At 61.0% G+C, this 2,229-nt stretch carries 2 protein-coding genes; one reads left to right on the forward strand and one right to left on the reverse strand.

Annotated features, from left to right (window positions below; genetic code table 11):
• Nucleotides 1–43: 43 nt before the first annotated feature.
• Entirely contained in the window at nucleotides 44–277 is a 234-nt protein-coding gene (locus ACS5Q1_RS46815; RefSeq protein WP_473104610.1) for a hypothetical protein, read from the reverse strand.
• 244 nt (nucleotides 278–521) lie between these two features.
• Here ACS5Q1_RS46815 and ACS5Q1_RS46820 point away from each other — a divergent pair, with 244 nt between their 5' ends.
• Nucleotides 522–1,898 (forward strand): ABC transporter substrate-binding protein, encoded by a 1,377-nt coding sequence (locus ACS5Q1_RS46820; protein WP_473104611.1) that lies wholly within the window; start codon nucleotides 522–524, stop codon nucleotides 1,896–1,898.
• Nucleotides 1,899–2,229 lie beyond the last annotated feature (331 nt).

Raw genomic sequence — 2,229 nt, forward strand, 5'->3', positions numbered from 1 at the left:
TCTAGAGAGCGAGCTCGTATCGGCGGTTCACGAGCTATGCGAGCTAGCCGACGCCTGCTAGTAGCGGTTGGGGGTTGGCGATGATCGTCCGCAGCCGATCGAGCGTATCGAGCACTTGGCGGCTATGCTCGAGCGAGAGATCTGCCGCTTGCCGCTCGTGCCAATATTGGAGGCCGAGAAATCCGGTCGCGCCAAACAGCATCAGAAGCACCGCGACCGCCAGGATCAGCGGACGAGCAAACCACCGCAAAGTTAGGCCCGGAGCAGGGACTGACATCGGCCTTGGGTCCTTGGTGCTCGCGCGACCGGCGCGTCTTCTGGTGCCGACACCAGAGAATTGCTAGAATAATAGGGTACATGGATGAGTGCGCATAGCATAGGTAAGACGGGAACTCGAATTCCTCGACCGCGCAGGTTACACCGGCTCTGGAGCCTGTCGGTTGCCTAGCGAGGGTCGCAACATCACGAGTACGGCCCCGCTCCCGTGTTGTGAATGACAGCCCATTGGGAGGAGCACTGACATGGCGCGGGGTGAAAACTCACTGAGCGGTCGAGTGCCGGCCAGCCGGCGCAGCTTCGTCAAGGGATTGGGCGCGGCGGGGATCGTCCTGCCGGCCCTGGCCATACTGCCGCGGTGGAGCTTCGCCGAGGATGCCGCTGCGATGTATGCCGACGCTGCAATCGATTGGAAACAGTTTGCCGGGCAGACAATCACACTCGCGGGCGCGATCCATCCCTGGTCGAATGCGATCACTCCGCTTTTGCCGGACTTCACCAAGCTCACCGGTATCAGCGTCGTCACCGACTTCCAGTTGGAAACTTTGTTCCTGGGCGCCCTGCCGATCAAGCTCGCCCGCGGCAGCAGGACGCCTGACGTCTTCATGTTCCTGACTTATGGCCAGGGCATCTCGGCAGGATGGCTCGAGCCGCTGAACGCCTATTATTCCGACAGGTCGCTGACCGATCTCGCTTGGTATGACGAGAGCGACCTCCTGAAGACCGCCCGAGCCTTTCCGCTATGGCCGGACGGCGAACGCTACGCCTTCCCGATCACCTCCGAGGCGGTGACCTTGTTCATCAACAGCGATGCGCTGGCAGCCAAGAACCTGCCGGTTCCCCAGACCTTCGACGAGCTGCTTGCCACCGCCAAGGCGGTCAAGACCAGTGAAATGTCCGGGATCGCCATGCGGGCCCAGGCCAGCGGCAATTCGTCCACGGCAGCCATGAGCTTCGTGTTCTCTTATGGTGGGGCCATGGTCAAGGACAACAAGGCGGCTTTCGCGAGCCCTGAGGCGATCGCGGCCGTCGAGATGTACGGACAGTTGCTCAGCCAAGCCGGACCTGTCGGCGTGGGCAGTTATGAATGGTACCAGGTGTTGGACGATTTCCTTCAGGGCAGGACGGCAATGGCAATCGACAGCAGCAACTTCGCTACTGACATCTCCGATCCAGCGAAGAGCCGCGTCACCAAGCAGGCTGAGTTTGCAGCCTTTCCGCATGTCGCCAGCCGCACACCTGTCCCCTTTATGTCGCACTGGCAGGCGTGCATTAATTCGAAATCACGAAACAAGCGGGCAGCTTTCTTGTTCCTGCTGTGGGCGACAAGCAAGCCGACCTCACTGCAGACCGCCGCCACAGGGCTGGCGACGACACGCCTGTCGGCTTGGTCGAGTGAGGGCTTCAAGAAGGCGTTCGGCCCGCAGGCAGCCGCAGCGGCGCTGACTAACTTGCAAAATGCCGATGTCGAGCGCGCGAAGGCAATCCTCTTCCATCCGCAATCGAGACCCATCCAGGACGCCTTCATGATCGGCGTCAACGAAGTGGTCTCCGGAGCGAAATCGGCAGAGAGTGCAATGACCGCCGCCGCCGAGAAGGCCAATGCGGCGATCCGCGGATAGCGGAGCCGTCCGGGGTGGTACGCGCGTTATGGCTCGTGCAGCACAATGAAAGGACATACTTCTCCCATAGCCAGTACTGTCGAACGAACCCCCACCGGATTGTGGCAATGTCCGCTAATGGCACTGAGCTGAAGTAAGCCGAACGTCCGCTCACGCGGGGAACACCGGACATTCCGAACAGTCGGTGAACTTCACTGCCTGACCCGTATGTATGGACCGGCCGTGCGTCGCAAGAGGCTTTTCGAGATGGCGAGGTTGGTCTTGCGCTCATGGATCCGGCCCATGTGGAGCGATTGCTCCTGGCCATCATGGATATCCGCGCGCATCTGGT

It is taken from the genome of Microvirga sp. GN3 (genome assembly GCF_055792825.1).

What these genes read in the sequence shown, in the direction of transcription:
- ACS5Q1_RS46815 (WP_473104610.1), bottom strand. Translation starts at nt 277, where the DNA reads ATGTCAGTCCCTGCTCCGGGCCTAACTTTGCGGTGGTTTGCTCGTCCG.
- ACS5Q1_RS46820 (WP_473104611.1), top strand. Translation starts at nt 522, where the DNA reads ATGGCGCGGGGTGAAAACTCACTGAGCGGTCGAGTGCCGGCCAGCCGG.